4 protein-coding genes are annotated in these 2,821 nt (G+C 26.1%); 3 read left to right on the top strand and 1 reads right to left on the bottom strand.

Features of this window, described 5'->3' with window-relative positions; genetic code table 11:
• Positions 1–810 (top strand): ComEC/Rec2 family competence protein (locus Q0C22_RS03995; RefSeq protein ID WP_291491448.1); only part of this gene is annotated, 810 nt, incomplete at its 5' end.
• Here the strand turns inward: Q0C22_RS03995 and Q0C22_RS03990 are convergent.
• On the bottom strand, positions 770–1,540 hold the full coding sequence (locus Q0C22_RS03990) for a tetratricopeptide repeat protein (RefSeq protein ID WP_291491446.1): 771 nt from the start codon (positions 1,538–1,540) through the stop codon (positions 770–772). The genes Q0C22_RS03995 and Q0C22_RS03990 overlap by 41 nt on opposite strands.
• Positions 1,541–1,611: 71 nt before the next feature.
• Here Q0C22_RS03990 and Q0C22_RS03985 point away from each other — a divergent pair, with 71 nt between their 5' ends.
• Together Q0C22_RS03985 and Q0C22_RS03980 are read left to right on the top strand one after the other, a co-directional pair.
• The gene (locus Q0C22_RS03985) at positions 1,612–2,466 is read left to right on the top strand and encodes an HDOD domain-containing protein (RefSeq protein ID WP_291491444.1); all 855 of its coding nucleotides are present in this window, start codon (positions 1,612–1,614) and stop codon (positions 2,464–2,466) included.
• 13 nt (positions 2,467–2,479) lie between these two features.
• A partial coding sequence (locus tag Q0C22_RS03980) for a BCAM0308 family protein (protein ID WP_291491442.1) occupies positions 2,480–2,821 on the top strand: 342 nt, incomplete at its 3' end.

Genomic DNA, 2,821 nt, shown 5'->3' with positions numbered 1-2,821 from the left:
AATACTCAAACTATTCATATTTTAAGCGTTTCTGGTGTGCATATGAGTTTTGCTTTTGCTATATTTTATTTTTTATTTTTCAAAATTGTTTCAAATATAAAATTTATATATCAAAGGTACAATTTAAAGATTATTTCATCTATTTTTGGTATAGTATTTACATTGGTATATTTTAGTATAAGCGGTAGACAGATTCCTGCTGTGCGCACTTTTATTATGATTATGCTTTTTGTTTTATCAATGATATTTGGTTTGCAGAAAAATGCTTATAATATATTATTTTTTGTTGCAACTCTATTTTTTATTTTTTATGGTTTTGAGATTTTTAGTGATATTTCTTTTGTTTTATCTTTTGTAATGACATTTTTTGCTATTTACTTTGCAAATGTAATTCAAAGGCTGAAATTAAAAAAATTGTATGCATTTTTTGTTTTTAGTTTTTGCATGAGCATATTTTCAATACCACTGTCAGTTTATTATTTTGGATATGTATCTACAACAAGTTTTATTTCAAACCTAATCCTTGATCCTTATTTTGGTTTTTTAATAATGCCTATGTCGTTTTTGAGTATTGTATTTACTTTTTTACCGTATTATTTTAAGTGGCCATTTTTTGCTATTTTTGATTTTGTAATCAAAATTTATTTTCAAATATTGATTTTTTTGAGCAATCTTACAAAAATAATTCATATAAACCCTATTAATAACGTAGTTGTGGTGCTTTTATACATTGTTTTAATTACTTTAGTTGAATTGATAGTAAGTAAAATTAGCGCTGCATCTTTTTCAAAAGCAAATCTTTCTCAATAGAAAAGTAATTGTCTTGATTATTTATTTTTGATAAAGAATCTTTTGCTTGATCGAATAAGCCCAAATGATAATAACATAATGCTTTTATGTAATGTATGTAATCGGATGGGCCTAAATGGCTTTCCATTTCTTGAGCCACAATAAGTACTTTTTGGTAATTATTCTCATTTAAATACACTTCTATAAGTTTTTGCCAGTATAGAGGATTTTTGTAGTCAGAGTACATTATGGCGCTTTCTAAGTCGTTTATTGCTTTATGATTTTCTTTTAGTGTCAAATACAAAATGGCACGATTGTAGTAAGCTACATCTATATTTTGATAAGTAAGTGTATCAATAAGTTTATCAAATAACTCTTTTGCTTTTGAATAATTACCTTCTTCATAATAAATTACACCTAATTCATTGTATGCATCATAGTAATTTTTATCTAAATTAATAGTTTTTTCCAAATATTGTTTTGCTGTGTTATCATCTTTTTTAAGTCTATAAGCTAAAGCGTAAATAAAGTAAATATTAGGATTTGATGGTTCAATATCTTTAGCTTTATTAAGATAAATAAAAGCTTCAGGAAGTTTTGAGTAATCTTTATTTGCTATGATATTTTTTGCCATTTCATAGTATATTTGAGCTACTTTACTACCATCGCTTTGTGTACTTGAAGGCATAGTTTGACACGATACTATAGAAAAACTAACTAATAAAATTAAAACAATTGCAACCTTTTTCATATTTCAATTGTAAATTATACTTGAATTGTGTATAATTTGCAAGTAACAATATTAATAAGGAGAGTTTATTGGTGGCTACAGGACAAGAAAAAAAATTTTTAATACAGAATATTATTGATGAAGTTAATTTAGAAGCATTTCCTCAAGCTGCAAATCAAATATTAAACCTTTTAAATGATGAAAATGTAAGTATTTATAGCTTATCTAAAGTAGTTTCGCATGATTCATATATAGCCGCTACACTAATCAGACTGGCTAATTCTCCTTTTTATGGTGTCAAAAATAAAGTTACGGATCTGATGCATGCTATATCTATTATTGGTTTGGAAAGTGTAAAAAGACTAGTTTTAACCATATGTGCAAGATCAATTTTCAAAGACTATGATGAATTCGATAAACTTTTATGGGAACATATGATTGGTGTTGCAACTGTATCTCAGGCAATTAGCTTTAAATTTAATTTATTCAATGAGAATATAAGTTATGTAGCGGGTTTGTTGCATGATATTGGCAAAACAGTTATGTATAAAAGCAAACAAATAAATTACAAAACTGTTATAGAGCAAATTGACTCAAGCGATAATTTGTTAAGTATTGATTTGGAAAATGATCTGTATGGTTTTAATCATTGTGATGTAGCAAAAGAATTACTGGGTTTATGGAACTTTGATAATTTAATTGTTGAGGCAATCTATCTTCATCATAGTGAAAAATTTGATAATACAGATATAGGAAAACTGTCAGCAATTGTGAATTTTTCTGATTTTGTTACTAACTGGTTATCTATTGGCAGGATAAAGCCTTATAGAGTTGTTCCTTTGCAAAATTTAGAATCATTTAAATTTTTAAAAATTCACATTAATAGTATTGATAGTTTTTTACAAGAATTGTTGGTAAGAATAAATTTTTCAAAAGAAATTTTTTAAATGGAGGTTTTTTATGAAAACAAACCTTTATGCGCAAAGGAATGAAAGGCTTTATCTTAAAAACAAAAAATATAAAGAACCAACGGTTTGTAAAGTTTGTGGACTTGTTTTTATTGATGGTATTTGGAAAAAAATTGAAAAACCAAAAGGAGAATATTTTGAAGATATTTGCCCTGCTTGCAGGAGAATCAAAGATAACTATTACGGAGGTATACTGAATTTAAAAAGTGACATTATAAAATCAAAAAAAGAAGAAATAATCAATTTAATGAAAAATAAAGAAAAAGAGAGTGAAAATATCAATCCATTAAGAAGAATAGGAAAAATTGAACAGGTAAGCGATAACGAAATGAAT

It is taken from the genome of Desulfurella sp. (assembly GCF_023256235.1).
In the GTDB taxonomy this organism is placed as follows: domain Bacteria; phylum Campylobacterota_A; class Desulfurellia; order Desulfurellales; family Desulfurellaceae; genus Desulfurella.
This window is presented reverse-complemented; position numbering and strand designations above follow the sequence as displayed.